The organism is Acinetobacter sp. SK-43, assembly GCF_015351505.1.
GTDB lineage: Bacteria > Pseudomonadota > Gammaproteobacteria > Pseudomonadales > Moraxellaceae > Acinetobacter > Acinetobacter junii.
Genome location: NZ_JADKPY010000050.1, coordinates 14,026 through 30,151, shown reverse-complemented (window position 1 = coordinate 30,151; position 16,126 = coordinate 14,026). Strand labels below are relative to the sequence as shown.

At 37.1% G+C, this 16,126-nt stretch carries 13 protein-coding genes and 2 pseudogenes; 8 read left to right on the top strand and 7 right to left on the bottom strand.

Translation table 11 applies throughout. The features are described from left to right. The first annotated feature begins 174 nt into the window (after positions 1-174). The 8 genes and pseudogenes from IRT38_RS17555 (at position 175) to IRT38_RS10545 (ending at position 8,871) form a co-directional block, all read left to right on the top strand. Positions 175-468: a hypothetical protein gene (locus IRT38_RS17555; protein WP_227592157.1), complete on the top strand. Its 294-nt coding sequence runs from the start codon at positions 175-177 to the stop codon at positions 466-468. 3 nt (positions 469-471) lie between these two features. Then, positions 472-2,028 carry a PepSY-associated TM helix domain-containing protein gene (locus IRT38_RS10575; protein WP_194597659.1) on the top strand — a complete coding sequence of 519 codons (1,557 nt, stop codon included), beginning with the start codon at positions 472-474 and terminating at the stop codon, positions 2,026-2,028. Continuing rightward, entirely contained in the window at positions 2,025-2,315 is a 291-nt protein-coding gene (locus IRT38_RS10570) for a hypothetical protein (RefSeq protein WP_004915745.1), read from the top strand. The genes IRT38_RS10575 and IRT38_RS10570 overlap by 4 nt, the downstream gene beginning before the upstream one ends. 116 nt (positions 2,316-2,431) lie before the next feature. After that, complete coding sequence (locus IRT38_RS10565) at positions 2,432-3,319, top strand: sulfite exporter TauE/SafE family protein (RefSeq protein WP_112987505.1); 888 nt, start codon at positions 2,432-2,434, stop codon at positions 3,317-3,319. 118 nt (positions 3,320-3,437) lie between these two features. Continuing rightward, entirely contained in the window at positions 3,438-4,529 is a 1,092-nt protein-coding gene (locus tag IRT38_RS10560) for a 3-deoxy-7-phosphoheptulonate synthase (RefSeq protein WP_194597658.1), read from the top strand. A 176-nt stretch (positions 4,530-4,705) separates the two neighbouring features. Then, positions 4,706-5,212, top strand: a complete 507-nt coding sequence (locus IRT38_RS10555; protein WP_099949503.1) for a hypothetical protein — start codon at positions 4,706-4,708, stop codon at positions 5,210-5,212. Positions 5,213-5,289: 77 nt separating this feature from the next. Continuing rightward, a pseudogene (locus IRT38_RS10550) lies at positions 5,290-7,403 on the top strand (TonB-dependent receptor). Positions 7,404-7,406: 3 nt separating this feature from the next. Beyond that, positions 7,407-8,871: pseudogene (locus IRT38_RS10545) on the top strand (PepSY domain-containing protein). 51 nt (positions 8,872-8,922) lie between these two features. Here IRT38_RS10545 and IRT38_RS10540 read toward each other — a convergent pair. From IRT38_RS10540 to IRT38_RS10510, 7 genes are all read right to left on the bottom strand, one after another. Next, the gene (locus tag IRT38_RS10540; RefSeq protein ID WP_194597657.1) at positions 8,923-9,663 is read right to left on the bottom strand and encodes an adenosylcobinamide-GDP ribazoletransferase; all 741 of its coding nucleotides are present in this window, start codon (positions 9,661-9,663) and stop codon (positions 8,923-8,925) included. After that, positions 9,660-10,259: a histidine phosphatase family protein gene (locus tag IRT38_RS10535; protein WP_194597656.1), complete on the bottom strand. Its 600-nt coding sequence runs from the start codon at positions 10,257-10,259 to the stop codon at positions 9,660-9,662. The genes IRT38_RS10540 and IRT38_RS10535 overlap by 4 nt, the downstream gene beginning before the upstream one ends. Beyond that, positions 10,249-11,319: a nicotinate-nucleotide--dimethylbenzimidazole phosphoribosyltransferase gene (gene cobT, locus IRT38_RS10530; RefSeq protein ID WP_194597655.1), complete on the bottom strand. Its 1,071-nt coding sequence runs from the start codon at positions 11,317-11,319 to the stop codon at positions 10,249-10,251. Before cobT ends, IRT38_RS10535 begins: the two co-directional genes overlap by 11 nt. Position 11,320: 1 nt before the next feature. Beyond that, positions 11,321-11,839, bottom strand: a complete 519-nt coding sequence (cobU, locus tag IRT38_RS10525) for a bifunctional adenosylcobinamide kinase/adenosylcobinamide-phosphate guanylyltransferase (RefSeq protein WP_151958353.1) — start codon at positions 11,837-11,839, stop codon at positions 11,321-11,323. A 1-nt stretch (position 11,840) separates the two neighbouring features. Further along, complete coding sequence (locus IRT38_RS10520) at positions 11,841-12,464, bottom strand: 2'-5' RNA ligase family protein (protein WP_194597654.1); 624 nt, start codon at positions 12,462-12,464, stop codon at positions 11,841-11,843. Between the two features lie 75 nt (positions 12,465-12,539). After that, entirely contained in the window at positions 12,540-14,669 is a 2,130-nt protein-coding gene (gene mtlD / locus IRT38_RS10515) for a bifunctional mannitol-1-phosphate dehydrogenase/phosphatase (protein ID WP_194597653.1), read from the bottom strand. 197 nt (positions 14,670-14,866) lie between these two features. Next, positions 14,867-16,126, bottom strand: coding sequence for an MFS transporter (locus IRT38_RS10510; RefSeq protein ID WP_312847018.1), 1,260 nt, complete (start codon positions 16,124-16,126; stop codon positions 14,867-14,869).

Sequence of the window (16,126 nt, the reverse complement as noted above, 5' to 3'; positions counted from 1 at the left end):
GACAATTTGTTCTTGATTAGTGAACATTATGAATCATCTGTATTAGCACTAATTATTCTTATATCCATTTATATTTACGATTAAAGTGAAATTGAATAGAATTGATTAACACATTAATATAAACAAGAATCATTTTCATATGTAATTTATTCTATTTAACATCATTGTGAACTCATGTCTAAGACTTCTTTAAATACATATAGCGATAAACTAAATGTTTTATTTCGCTTCTTTTTAACGTTTGTGATCGGGTATGTATGTACAGCTTTTTTATGTATAAGCCTTACTCAAGTTTTTCAGACCTTTTTAGCAAATGCTGAAGCAATTTATCTAGCAGCATTCATTTCCATATTTTTTTATCTCAGCTTTATCATTGTTGGATTTTGTTTTACTTCTTTATCTAAGCTCGCCCTAACAAGTTTCGCACTCACCTTATTTCTATTTGGCTTATCAGCAGGTTTGAATTAAAAAATGCAGAATAAAAGTGTTCGCCAGTCAATGGCTTGGCTACATACTTGGACGGGCTTAATTTTCGGATGGCTGCTATTTGCTATTTTTTTGATGGGTACAAGCTCCTACTATCGGCATCAAATCACATTATGGATGCAGCCACAACTTGCGCAATATCAAATCAATCAGGATAAGGCAATCCTAACGGCAACTCATTACCTATCCCAAAATGCTAGTGATGCTAAAACGTGGTATTTAAAAGTTGCTAATTCTGAAGAACCTGTAAATAAAATTTATTGGGAAAAAGCTAGTGGTGGTTACGAAAGTAAAAGCTTAGACGCTAATACAGGCAAAGAACTTCAATTATCTCATACTCAAGGCGGCGACTTTTTTTACAATTTTCATTTTCAGCTATACGGTATGCCTGTGTTTATTGGCAGGCTCATCACAAGCCTTGCAGCATTCATCATGTTAATTGCACTGGTATCTGGCATTATTACCCACAAAAAGATATTTACCGACTTCTTTACACTCAGAACATTTAGATCACAACGGTCTTGGCTTGATTTTCATAATGTGACATCAGTTTTAGCTCTTCCTTTTTTTCTGACGATAACGTTTACAGGCTTAGCCATTTTCTTTTATTTATATCTCCCTTGGGGAATGAAAAAACTCTATCCAGAAAATCCTTATCAATATTTCACTGAAATACGAACCGTAGCTACGAATTCAAATACGATAACATCCCCTCAAATAAGCAACATGATATCGACAGAGGATCTTTTGACTCGAATCAAACAACAATGGGGAGATCGATCACTTGCTACTTTTGAGGTTAAAAATCCAAATACGGATCAAGCCGTAATAACGATCAAACAACTTGAAGATCGTTCAATCACGCTAAATCAACCGCAAATCGTATTTGATGGAACGGGAAAGATATTAAGTAATACTAGAAATAATAGTGCTATAGCTACCCTAAATGCTGGAGTTTATGGACTTCACATGGCAACTTTTGCCCAACCTTTTTTAAGATTTGCCTTTTTTTGCTCAGGAGTTCTTGGCTGTCTGATGATTGCGTCAGGGCTATTGCTGTGGAGTCTTAAACGACAAATTCAGTATAAGTCCCCAAAATTCCATTTTGGTTACTACCTTGTTGATCGCTTAAATATTGCAAGTTTTATTGGTCTTCCGATTGCTATGTTGAGCTATTTTTTAGTGAATCGGTTGATTTCAAGTCCTAGCGCTGATCTTAATTATGAAATTTATACATTTTTTAGCGTTTGGATGCTTAGTTTTGTATTGGCTTTATTCACACCTAAGCAATATTTATGGAAATCTCAGATTGTGATCTTTGCTCTACTCGCTTTTAGTTTACCCTTATATAACCTGTTCTATTTGCTTAATCATGACCTTATAGCAAACTTGGAAAGTTACTGGTTATTTCTACGTGTTGATCTATTCTTTGTTGCTTGTGCTTGTTTTGCAGCATTCATATATAAAAACATTCACCCAATACAAATCAAGTCAACTCAGAAAATTAAAAGCAAACTGATTAAAAATGGAGTGAATGTGTGATTTTATTTAGTTTATTACTGACTTTAATCGGTATGTTCATCTTGTATCGTTGTAGTTCTAAACAACAGTCTAATGTTCATTTGAAATATCAAAAAATAATGACGACCTATCAAGTGCAATTTCGAATCTTAGCTTTTCTTTTATTCCTAATTTCAGGAAGTTTATTATGTTGGATTGAGGGAATATCGATCGGATTCGTCAGTTGGTGGATATTTGCAACACCAATCACCTTCCTATTGGTTTTAAAAATCAATCGTGTCTTAACACCTAAAGTCAAACACAAATGACGTTAAAAAATCTTCCTTTAGCTTTTTTTTGCATAAGTAAATCATTATTCATCACAACGAGTTATCTCAAAAAAGCATAAGATATGCCTGTTTTTGCATAATTAGGCATATTGGTAATGTTTGGTCCTATTGAATTTATCATGGCTGGGGTTTTGGTTGGCTTCTGTGTAGGTATCACAGGTGTTGGCGGTGGTTCTTTGATGACTCCTATTCTTATTAGCCTTTTCAAAATTGAGCCACATATCGCAATTGGTACTGATTTGCTCTATGCATCAATCTCTAAATTCTGTGGCTCAGTTGTTCATGCAAAGAAACTCAATATCGTTTGGCCAATCGTTATTTGGCTAGCAATCGGTAGTATTCCTGCATCATTCGCAACCTCATGGGTTTTAGAACATTATTTAAGTCAATCAACGAACTACAAAGCTGTATTAACGATGGTACTTGGTTTTATGCTGACTTTGACAGGTATCTCGATTGTCTTTCGTGCGCAAATTGAAAAGTTCTTTGACCGTTTCCGTAATCGTGAACAAGCAAATATGGAAAGCGAGCAACATGCTTTACAACATAAACGCCATTATATCGTCATCATGGGGATCATCTTAGGTGTGTTCGTTACACTATCATCTGTAGGTGCTGGTGCTTTTGGCATCATGGCTTTAGTAATTATGTTCCCAAATCTACCTATGATTCGTATTATTGGTTCTGATGTTGTACACGCAGTATTATTGACAGCAGTTGCTGGCCTAAGCCATATGTCTTCAGGCAACGTCGATTTTACATTATTGATGTGGTTATTGGTTGGTTCTATTCCAGCAATTATTGCAGGCACATTGATCAGCTCGCATATGCCAGAACGTTTGATTCGTAAAATTCTAGGTATCACATTATTTGCGCTAGGGATTAACTTTATGGTTAACCCGATCAAAGCGAAACCAAAGCCAGTAGAAACTCAACAAGCTGTCGTGATTCAGCAAACAACAACTTCTACAAGCGCAGTTTAAGTAGCAAAATGCCGATTGTTTCTACACAAAATATGATTATAACTAGTTAATCAGTCGGCTTTTCGTGCTATATTCGTAGACAAAATAACCTCTTCTTTTGATTAAATTTGTGACAGCAATGAATACTCTACAGTCAAATCCAGTTTCTCAGCCAGATATCGACGACGTTAACATTAAAAGCATTCAAACTTTAATTACCCCTGCGGAACTGAAAGCTGATCTTCCTTTATCTGCGGCTGCGTCGCAAACTGTATTACAAGGACGTGCAACTGTACGTAATATTTTAGATGGTAAAGACAAGCGCTTGTTTGTCGTTATTGGCCCTTGTTCGATCCACGATCCTAAAGCTGCAAATGAGTATGCTGATCGCTTGAAAGAGCTAAGTGAAAAAGTAAAAGATACGCTTTATTTAGTTATGCGTGTTTATTTTGAAAAACCACGTACAACAGTAGGTTGGAAAGGTTTAATTAATGACCCTGATATGAATGACTCTTTCAATATTGAAAAAGGGTTACATATTGGTCGTGGTCTTTTACTAGAATTAAATGAAAAAGGTTTGCCTTGTGCAACTGAAGCACTTGATCCGAACTCACCTCAGTACTACCAAGATTTAATTTCTTGGTCAGCGATTGGTGCTCGTACAACAGAAAGTCAAACACACCGTGAAATGTCTTCCGGATTATCTTCACCTGTTGGCTTTAAAAATGGTACAGATGGCGGTTTAACAGTTGCAACGAATGCAATGCAATCAGTAAAACACGGTCATAGCTTCTTAGGCTTAAATGAAAACGGTCAAGTTGCAATTATTAATACTAAGGGCAATCCTTACGCACACGTAGTTTTACGTGGTGGTAACGGTAAGCCAAATTATGATGCAACTTCTGTTGCTGAAGCTGAAGCTGCTTTAGCAAAAGCTAAAGTAAGCAATAAAATCATGATCGATACCAGTCATGCTAACTCAAACAAAGATCCATACTTACAACCTTTAGTTCTTAAAAACATCACAGAGCAAATTCTTGATGGTAATAAGTCAATCGTAGGCATTATGGTTGAAAGTCATTTGAAAGGTGGTCGTCAAGATATTCCTGAAAACTTATTTGATCTTGTTTATGGTCAATCAGTAACTGATGGCTGCATCGACTGGGAAACAACAGAAAAAGCCCTACTAGAGATGCATGAAGCATTAAAAGACGTTTTACCAAATCGTTAATCTTTAATATAGATATAAAACAGGCTCTCATGAGCCTGTTTTTTTTACGTAAAAAGCTCGATAAATCCCCAATAAAGTGATCTTGAATACTGATTCATCTGTTTAAGATATGTTTTGTAGTGCAATGTTTTTTTAACTATACTGCTGCCACATTTCCACTGTGTCGTATCACTGATATGAAGTCCAGTTTCCGTCAACATTTGCTAAAGTGGCGTACCTCTCTTGGTGCGATTACTTTGCTTTGTTTACTCTGGCATATTTTCTTACCCACGATGGTTCATATTGGCGTTGTACCTTCACTGTATGCAATGCCGAGTCACTGCCAAGTTACAGATATTCAAAATAGCTTAATAGATTCAGATAGCCATTCAAGTCATCACCATCATGCTATGCACGATAAAACGCAGCATGAACAGCATCTTCAACATCAAAAACATAATCTACTTAGTGATCATGCTAAAGAAGTTTTTGCGCTTGCAAGCAAGATCATGAAGCATTGTCCTTTATGTACTTATGGTGTTGACGCTGCTGCAATTGTTCCTTTTATTGCAATTATTTTTGTATTTTTATTGGCTTGGTTTACTCGTGTACGATGCCTATGCTATGCGTGGACAGAAGATCTGCATATACCACGTATCTACTATATTTTCCCAATTAAACAAGCACCTCCACTTGCTCTATAAAACGCAATTCCGTAAATATCGTATCCAGTGAGAACTGCGGTACCGCCTTGTTTATTGCTTTTTTTATAGAGTTTGATATGAATACTCAATTTCGTTTGTCAGTATTAGCTGCTGCGTGCCTTTCTGTTACTTACAGTTCAATTGCTTTAGCTGAAACTTCATCAAAAGATGAAACCAAAACCTTAGCGACGATTGTCGTCACTGCAAGCCGTGAGGGAGAATCGATTAGCAATACTCCTGCTGCGATTAGCAAAATCAGCAACCAAGATATTGAAGATAAACATGCAACATTCATTGGTCAGTTAGTGAATCAAACACCAGGTGTTTTGATGAATGACTTGGGTAATGAGCAGCACATGATGTCTATACGCCAACCAATCACGACTGCGGCTGTTTATCAGTATTTAGAAGACGGTATATCTGTGCGTCCTGTAGGTGTGTTTAACCATAATGCATTATATGAAGTGAATTTGGCTGGGATTGATAGTATTGAAATTCTGCGTGGTCCAGCCAGTAGCTTATATGGCAGTAATGCGATTGGTGGAACAATCAACTTCTTGACCAAAGCACCCAGTTTAACTCCCACAGCTGATTTAGGCGTGAGAGCAAGCTCTGAAGGTTATCGTCGTATTGATCTAGGTGCATCGAATACCTTTGATACCGAATTTGGAGAGCATGGCTTTAGAGTTTCAGGCTATGCCAGTGATCGCGGTGATAGTTGGCAAGATCACGCAGAAAGTAATAAGCAAAGTATCACTTTGAGGCATGATTGGCGCATATCTGATGCCACCCAAGTTAAAAATATCGTCAGTTATAATCATCTCAAAGCAGATATGACGGGTAGTTTAAATGCAGAGGATTTCAGTAAACGATCTGGTTACAGTTATCAAACCTTTACCTATCGTGAAGTTGATGCAACAAGACTTTCATCTCAATTAAGTCACAGTTGGAATGATCAAAACCAAAGTCAAGCGACACTGTATTATCGTGATAACACCACTGAACAGAATCCAAGTTATAACATCCGTACTGATGTTAAGAATGGCAAACCTACTGGAACATATACTGGCCAAACTACATATAATGCCTTTCAGTCTTATGGTTTAAATTTACAACATTCCATTAATTTTCACCCTGTGAAATTAATTGTTGGTGCGATGTCTGAACATTCGCCGAACCAAGCAAAAAAACTAATGATATTGAGGTGTTTCGCGATCTTCAAACACGTGTTTATACAGGGTTTAAACAACGCCAATTACTGCGTGATTTTAATGTCGATGTCAATAACCAAGCGATTTACACACAAGCAAATTGGCAAGCTTTACCAAACTTAAACTTAGTCGGTGGCGCTCGCTATGACTGGATCAGTTATGACTTTGACAATAAGCTTATTCCTTCTAAAGTGACAGGTGCTCCAGATGAAAAACGTAATTTCCATAAGGCCAGTCCACAACTCGGTTTTGTTTGGAATATTACGCCTGAATTAGATCCTTACAGCAATTGGTCACAAGGCTTTATTCCACCTGAAGTGAGTAGCCTTTATGGAGCAAATTTAGTCACACCTGACCTGAAAGAAGCAACCTTTGATAACGTTGATCTAGGTTTGCGTTTCAAGTTATTGGATGATCGCTTAGATGGCGAAATTACTTTATATCGCCTAGAAGGTAAAGATGAAGTGCTTAGCTTTACTAAACCTGACAACACACGTGAACCTCGTAATGCTGGAAAAACTTTACATCAAGGCATTGAAATTGGTGGAACATGGAAACTCAGCGAACGATATGACCAACGTTTAAAACTGTCAGGCAGTATAGCAAAACATGAATATAAGCAATTTCAACCCTCACTAACACTCGACTATAGCGGCAATACGATGCCTAGCTCGCCAAAAAGCTTTGGAACAGTTGAGTATCAGATTAAACCTATACCAGAACTATTACTTTCAGTCGAAGGTATGTATGTGGGTTCATACTGGATAAATGATGCCAATACAGAAAAGTATGATGGACATTCGATTTTAAACCTACGTGCAAATTATCGTAAAAATTCCTATGAGGTTTATGGGCAAATTCTCAATGCTGCTGATGTGCATTATGCAGAAATTACCTCTTTTAGTAATAACCAAGCCAGTTATACACCTGCTGCACCACGTACTTATTTATTAGGTTTACGTTATCATTTTGGGAAATAAGTCATGAATGCCAACCAATTGAAAAAGCTACTAAAGTTTCATCGTGGCTTTGGAATGGTACTTGGCATTCTCGTTTTGATGTGGTCTTTAACTGGTGTGTTGCATCCAATTATGAGTGCAACCCAACCACAACCTGCAAAACGTATGCCTCCATCCCAACAGCTTGATTTGAGGGATGGATTGTCCGTTCCTCAAATCTTAGAAATGCAGAAAATTACCGAATTTTCTGCAATACAAGTGATTGAACTTAATAAAGATCTTATCGCTTATCGAGTTTTAAAAACCTAATCAAAATATTGCTGAATATTTTGATCTTCATACTGGGCAACTTATTGAAGATGCCGAATTAAAAGATGCAAAACGTCTTGCAGTTTGGTACACCAGCTTAAGCCAACAACAGATTATTTCTGCTGAACTAGTGACTCAATTTAGCGATGATTATCCAAGCGTCAATCGTTTATTACCTGTTTGGCGTGTAGATTTTGATACTGGTTTAAGAGCTTATGTCGATCCAGCACAATCTCGATTAGCAACGATTTCCAATGATCAGAAAATGTGGATGGCACGGATCTTCCGCTTAGGACATACATGGACTTGGGGAGATCAACCGTGGGCAGGACAAAATCTCTTGATGCAAATTGCTTTAATTGGCATTCTTGCTTTGACCTTGATGGGAATCGGGTTGTTCTTCAAAATTCACAATCGTAAAAATCATCGTTTAGGTAAAAAACCAATTCGATTTTTTCATCGTTATCTGGGCATCAGTTTAAGCGTTTTTATTTTGTTATGGGTGTTTAGTGGTTTTTATCATGTTTGGCATAAAAAACCTGAACTTGTAAATATTCAGCCCATCTTCCATACGCAAGATCTAAATCCTGAAGCATGGCAATTGGCAGTTCAACACCCGATTCAGCGACTCAATGTTGTACCGATCGCTTTTGATCAGAATCAAGCTCATGCAGGCTGGATGATTCAATTGACTGGAAAACCACAGTTACAAGGGAGCATGACCGCAGCGAAAGAACATGATCACCATCATCATGCAAAAGATGCTGCCCCAGCCATTGAGTTAATTGATGCTCAACATGCTAAAAAGTTGAATCCTCTTGAGCAGAACAAATATTTGGCAGCATTTTATTTAAACTTGCCTTTTGAGCATTTTACTCAAAGTTCATGGGTTACACAGTTTGATGGTGAATATGGTTTTATCAACAAACGTTTACCTGTAATCAAAGTTGAAACTAATTTGAATGATCAGCTTAGACTTTATATCGAACCAAGTAGCGGTGTTATTGCGGCACAAGTAAATCAGCAAGATGCCTTAGAGGGCTTTAGTTTTGCATATTTGCATAAGTGGACATGGTTACCGATCGATAAAACGCTTAGAGACATTCTGTTGGCAACAATTGCGGGACTGATTACAGTATTGGTAATCTTAGGAAGTGTATTGGCAATTCGAAAACGTTAAAGCGGAATTGATCCTTCTTATTTGAGAAGGATCAAGCCTATAAAAATTCACTTAGATATAAAAGAAAGCAATCACAAAAGTTAATATTAAGCCTGTCTCACTCAACTCAATAGCAGCACCCACCGTATCACCCGTGATACCATCGATTCTCTTAATAAACAAAATTCTTAAGTAAACCAATATCAATAAAAAGCTGATTAAAGCAACTAATCCCATCCATTTAAATGCACAAAGTAATGTTGATGTAATGACAAAAACCATCCATGCTAGTGTTTTAGGAATAGAATCCGTTATTGACCGCCCTAATCCATTTGCTCGAACATATCGTGTTGTGAGAAATAAAAATAAAGGAACACTGCGACCCAGTATGGGTATTAAGATTAAAAATGCAGAGAGCCGTTGTTCTAGCAAGACATATAAAGCTGAAAACTTCATCAAGCAAACAATAACTAAACTTAGAACACCGATAGGACCACAACTTGGGTCTTTCATGATTTTTAAGGTCCGTTCCCGATCACCAAAACCACCTACCCAAGCATCTGCTGTATCCGCTAGACCATCTAAATGAAGTCCACCTGTAAGCCAAATCCAAATCACTAAAATAATGGTTGCAGCAAGAATAATCGGTAGTTTTACGAGAAGAATTGAAAGTCCAAATAGGGTTAATCCTATTAGCAAGCCTACAAGTGGATAAAAAAGTACAGATTGACCATTTTGCTTTGCAGTTGGTATCTGTTTTAGTTCGATGGGTAAAACAGTCAAGAATTGCAAAGCGATCCAAAATGGTGTCATTCTTTGATTTCCTCAAAACAGAGACTATCGTTTTTATACATTTTTACTGAATACAGTTGCCCAAGCTCAGCAGACATTTTTAATAAATCATTGAGATGTTTATGTCGTGCTAAACAAGTGAGTAATTTAATCACACCACCATGCGTAACAACTAATGCTCTATTCCATTGATTTATTTTCATTTGAGTGTGGATTTCATCAAAGCCAACTTGAACACGCTGTAAAAATTGTTCTAAAGACTCACCATTTGGTGCATGATATTTTGTTGGAAATTGCCAAAAATTTGCCAATAACTCGGGCTCATTTTCATAAATGCTTTGAGTCGAAATACCTTCCCAATCACCAAAATACATTTCTTTGATATGCATATTTAATTGCAAAGGTATTTCGAGTTGCTCTGCTAAATTGATCGCAAAGACATGACAACGCTGTAAAGGTGAACTAAAAATAACATCCCAATTAGTACCTCCAGCGACATATTGCTGTATGGTTGATTGCATCTGCAACCAACCATTTTCTGTTAGTTCATCATCAGTATGCCCACGTAAAGTATGGCTTAAAGTTGTTTCACCATGTCGCAGTAGATCAAGGCGCAACTTTATCTCCTGTCACTGCAGCTTCGGCAAAGGTTGCCATTTGATTATGTAAAACACATGCCAATTGCAGCATCAACAATGCCGCGCCTGCACCACTTCCTTCACCTAATCTTAGATTCATTTTTAAAATTGGCTGTGCATTTAATTCTTTAAGAATACGAACATGACCATATTCTGCTGACTGATGTCCAAATAGCATCCAGTCACGACAACTTGGCTGTATGCGAACAGCACATAAAGCTGCAACGGAACTAATAAAACCATCCACCACAATAGGCAAACCAATTTGAGCACAACGTAAATATGCTCCTGTCATAGCAGCAATCTCTAAACCACCTACTGCAGCTAAAATTTTTAAAGCATCATTCTTAACACTGGATTGATGGAGTTCAATTGCCTGATTGATGACTGCAATTTTATGTTGTAATTGTTGATTATTAATTCCTGTTCCGACACCTGTCAGTTGTGCTGCATCTTCATTCAACAACAAACATGCGATGGCTGAAGCAGAACAAGTATTGCCAATCCCCATTTCACCAGCGATAAAGATATCAGCCTGTTCTGACTGAGCTAACTCCACACTAGTTTTACCTAATGCTAATGCAGCAAAACATTCTTGTTCAGTCATTGCAACATGTTGAGCAAAATTGGCTGTTCCTGCACGAATACAATGTCGCTCTACACCGACATAATCATAGGGATCGCCTACCGTTCCACAGTCAATCACTTGTAACCGTGCCTGATGATTTCTTGCAATAACATTAATTGCTGCACCGCCAGACGCGAAATTTTGAAGCATTTGACGTGTCACGGCTTGAGGATAAGCTGAGATATTTTCTTCAACTACACCATGGTCACCTGCGAAAATCGTGATCCAAGGTTTTTGAATTTGGGGATGAACTGTACCCTGTAAACTTGCTAACTGAATCGCAAGCTGTTCTAACTCTCCTAAAGCCCCTGTTGGTTTAGTGAGTTGTTGTTGTCGCTGTTCGGCTAGATGTTTTACTTCCAAATCAATTTGTTGTGCCGATTCTATGTACCAAGCATTTTGCTCAATCATGTTATTTCTCATCTTTTAAAATCATTGGAAAGCCTGCAACACAAAACATCACTTTATGAGCAAGCTGACCTAAAGCTTGGTGCAATCGACCAGCTTCATCCACAAATCGACGGCTAATTTCACCCATCGGCACGACGCCTAGCCCTGTTTCATTACTGACTAAAATAATTTCAGATTTAAGTTTGGGTAATATTTCTAATAACTTGTCTGTCTGTTGCTGCTGCAAATCTTGATCTTCAGCTAACAATAGATTGGTCAACCATAAGGTAAGGCAATCAACCAAAATGATTTGATGTTCTTGATCTAGTTTTAATAATTGATCCGCCAGAAAAATAGGCTCTTCACAAAGTTTCCATTGCTTAGGTCTTTGCTGTTGATGATGTTGAATTCTTTGCTGCATTTCATCATCTAAAGCTTGCGCCGTGGCGACATAAATCACAGGGATTCCACGCTGCTGAGCTATATTTTCAGCCAATCGGCTCTTACCCGAACGTGCACCACCCAAAATTAATTGCAACATATTAACCTAATACCATTTGATGATAAGGATATAGTAATCCTTGTAAAATCTGAGCCTTATAATAACCGAAAGTCAATTGATTCACTTGAATTTTAATTCTTTTGGCTTCAAAGCTTTTTATTCGCTCCAAAACAAGATCACTACTCCATGCATCGCTATAAAGTCCAATCGTAATATGTGGACAATATTGCAGTGCCGCTATTTCATTCGAGACAAGTGCAAGCTGAGAACGGATTTTTTCTAAAATTTTTTCTCGATCGATGATTTTAATAAATAAAGCACTACTAAAACTATCGATCGTTGTGAGTTCTAATTCAAAGGGTTCAAGTTGTATTTGATTGATAGATTTTAGATGTTGTAAGAATTGTTCATGTGAAAAATCATCATTGTATGGAGAAAGATGGCTATTTAGAAAACCGCACACGAATAACGTAATGTGATACTGACGTTGATTCGACCTAATAAGAAAATCTGAGAAATGTATTTTGATCGAATCTAAATATTCAACTAACTCTGGTTGATCAATTTCGATATACCACAAAGCATAATCTGTACGACCATGATGCCATTCTGGATAGTCGCGAATTTCAGTTTTTACGAGTTGACTAGATGTTTGTAATAACACAACGACAATAACGCTCTGACAGTTGTGTTATTCAAACATAATTTACTGGCAAGATTAAATAATTTTAAAAATCATTTAGGCTGTTTCAAACTCGGCATTTGTAACACGAAAAGATTGCCCTAGCTCTGAAATCTTTAATTCAGCAGACATTGCTGTATAAATCGAGTCAAACAAATCTTTCCTTTCATGCTCAGTAATGTCCATTTGCTCAATAGAGTTTTGTAAATGCGTAATCACATCATCAACAGGAATTTCTAAAAGCTTAACCGAGTACACATAACCCGAAACAGCACCTTGTAATAAGTACTTATATGGCAATTGTTGCACGATATGATTTTCAATACTGCCGAGTACGCGTTCGTTGTAACCCAATTTTCTCAATGGATCACGAGCAACACGCTCACATGGATCTTTATAAGCAGAACGGCATGAGCTCATAAAACTTTCAGCCATGCGATCAAGTTGTTTGGTTTGATTCGGAACGATATTTACCAATCCAGCTTTCACCTCACTCACCAATTGCTCAGCAAATTTCTTGATCTTGTGATCTGCTAAAGCAATTCCAATCATTTCATGATCAATAAGACGCGCCTGCCAAGCGATCATGGCATGGCAGCCATTCCAGAGGCGATTTTTAATGATTTGAATATCTGAGATTTGATCAACTAAGATCATTTGGCGCATTTTATTTAACAGCGGACTTCGATTTTCAACATAGATCGGCATATCTGTTTCGCTATGGAATAAAATTAAATCCATATTTTGTAAAAACTGCCCCGCTTGGAATTGATCGCGCATTTCCTCTAATGATTGGCTGAGCTGTCGTTCCTGTTTTTCAGTTAATGCCGTTTCATCTGATAACTCAATCGTTTCTTCATTCAAATCAGCTTGATACTGTTTAAATAATCGATGCTTAATATTGAGTTGGCGATACAAGGCTTGATCAGTCAATTTTGAGACCATGCGATTGACCACCGTATCACAAAAATAATGCTCACTTAAAATATGCTCAGCAATATCTTCATCCGTGATCTCAAGCAAAGCTTCACGAATATGTTTGAGCACCAAATATTTTGCACAGACCTTGTTTAAAATAATTAGGAAAGTGATTGGTTCATGATTATTCAAGTCTTGTGACATGAAACGTGCCAATAAACCTTTAGCAATTATTTTTGATTCAGATGCTATCGCATGTTCAGGCAAACATAATGCAACAAGACTTGATTGCGTGTACATTTCAAGCATCTGTTTGTCATTATCAGCGTCAATAACAGTCAAGTTATCAATTCGCTCATCAAAAGATGATTGCCCATATCGAATACTGTAGCTACCAAAACTGTTCACTGATTCCAAATACAATTTATTTCGCGTGGAAGCCAAAATACGTTTTGGACGCGTATATCCATCCCAATGCGAAAGAATTTGAGCAATATACCCACCGCCAATTGCACCAAAACCATGAATCCCAACGGTTAATTGATTCAAACTTTGCGGAAATGGTTCTTGTAGTTGTGGCATATCCATTTCAGGAATGTACTGATCTAAAGCATTTAAATATTCATACAGATCCTGATAATAAAAATTTGCTTTCGCTAACATTCGATCATTTGGTTCTTTAATATCTTTAAATAAAATCGTAATACCACCTGCATCATGAGCCGAACAGATTCCATTTTCTGAATCTTCAAACATCAAACACTGACTAGGTTGTAAATTTAATTTTTGCGCAGCCGTAATAAAGATTTCTGGATGAGGTTTACCCTTTTCGACTTCATCCCCACACACTAACAGATCAAAAAATTTATAAACATTGGCATTAATTAAGTATTCTTCTGCTATAGCACGTCGACTAGATGTCGCAACTGCCATTCTTAGACCAGATTTACGTAATCGTTCTAAAACTTGAATTAAACCTTTTTTGATTGGAACACCATTGTGACGCACTGATTCCAACTCAAGCTCATCAGCACGTTTTCTAATTGCTTGATATGGAACATCTTCCCCATAAAATTTCTTTGCAAGTTGCTCCGCAGTTTTTGCGCTCAGACCTAAGCACTGCATTAAATATTCATCTGAAAATTCCTGTCCAATAAGCTCTTCTGATGCTTGTTTCAATGTTTCGAAGCGTAATCGCTCTGTATCAAACATTGTTCCATCCATATCAAAAAGTGCCCCTTGAACAGGAAAATCATGAAAAATCAACATCTTTACTCCTCTTATATTGTTTTACTTCTAATAGGCTAACCCAGAAATGAGCTTAAATTTCGACCGTTAAATAAATGAAATAAATTTGATTAATAAATAACCAAACAACCATCTATGTTTACGTCCTAAGATGTAGTTATGTAAGTTTCCTTGCTTTTTAAAAGAATATATGAATGATTTTTAATCACACTAAGCGTTTAATCTTCGACAAAAGAACTCACATCTTCTCCCTTTTTGACTAAAACCCACCCTATACATATCCCAACCAATATCATTAAAGCGAATAAAAAATAGAAAGGTAGATTTTGATCAAATTGATATAAATAAGTGCTAACTAGAGGACCAAAAATCAAACCAAAAGCTTGAGTTGCAGTGCAATATCCTGCCATTTTAACTTGTGAATCTTGTGTAACTGCTTGTGCTGCCCCTGTTGTAAATGCAGGTAATAAGCAAGCGACTGAAATACCATAGAAAATATAACTGGCTTGAAATACCACAATACTTTGTGCATAAAGAGATAGTAGCAACCCAAAGCACATGGTCAAAATGCCGATTAATACAAGACTATGTAGTTGTAGCTTAATCACTTTTACGATCAGCAACTGTGTCACTACCAGACAGATACCCACAACAACCATACATTGAGAGAAATACACTGCGCTTTGCTGACTACTCAGAAAGAATTTATCTTGTATATAAAATCCAGCAGTCATGTTTAATGTCACGATTGCAACATAAGTAGAAAAACCTAAAACCAACCAAATCAAACTTTGCTTGATAATATTTTGCTGATTCAAAACTGTATTTGAACTTTGTTCTGATGTCTTATCTGCATCTGATCTTATATCAGCCGTTTTCTTAAAAAACATACTGAGTGCCAAACTGACTAATGCCAGTAAAGCAACCGCGAACCACATCGGAAATAATAGTCCACCATACAATAACAACGAAGTCGCCAAAGGTCCGACAATCATACCAAAGCTGTTCATCGCACCAAACAATGCCATATTCTTGCTACGAGTCGTTGTTTCAGTTGATTCTGTCATGACATAACTTTGTAGACCAATTTGTGGCATTGCCATAAAAATGCCAGTCGAAGCACGACTTAAAACCAATAAAATAAAAATCAATACTGAAGACAAAATTGCATCTAAGCCCAAAGCCAGTATAAAAGTAAAAAGCGCCCATGTTATGGTCATTCCTATAAAACCATAATTCACTAAATTTTGCGGAGACTGATTACTTTTGTTCTTTGCGATCCATATTGAAGCGATCGCCATACAGATCGCCCCTGCGGATACGATGACTCCTCCTTGGAATTCGGATAAATGTAGCTGTCGAGTCAAAGGTGCCAGTAAAGGAAGTATCATGGAAAAACACGTTCCATTGATTAACGCAGCCAAAGCTAAAAATTTTAAATGATTATTCATCATGGAATTCATCAAAAGAAAAGGCAT